This window comes from Pseudoalteromonas piscicida (assembly GCF_002744175.1).
GTDB lineage: Bacteria > Pseudomonadota > Gammaproteobacteria > Enterobacterales > Alteromonadaceae > Pseudoalteromonas > Pseudoalteromonas piscicida_B.
In genome coordinates this window covers 1-322 of sequence record NZ_NKHF01000115.1, presented here as the reverse complement: position 1 = coordinate 322, position 322 = coordinate 1, and the positions used below count along the sequence as shown (strand labels likewise).

Sequence of the window (322 nt, the reverse complement as noted above, 5' to 3'; positions counted from 1 at the left end):
TGACTAAACGGGTTATCAATAAAACGCTCGGCATTGAGCTCAGGGCGGTTTAAGTAACCACGGGCAACCCCAAGGCCTGAAATGTACAACTCACCTGGTGCGCCAATGGGCATAGGCTGAAGCGACTCAGATAATACATGAAGATTGACGTTAGGATAGGCTTTACCTATGCCTTGATGAAGGCGAGGGTAAGCCTGTGCTAGCATCGCGCCGACGGTGGCTTCCGTGGGGCCATATTCATCGAAAATAGCATTAACATGGCCGCTTAACGCATCAATGGCCTGCTCAGTCAGTGCTTCACCGCCAAGCATTAGGGTATCAA

General features: G+C 50.6%; 1 protein-coding gene. It reads right to left on the bottom strand.

What is annotated here, in order from left to right:
* The coding region (locus tag CEX98_RS21935; RefSeq protein ID WP_143484373.1) for an AMP-binding protein at positions 1-322 on the bottom strand (322 nt) is incomplete at both ends.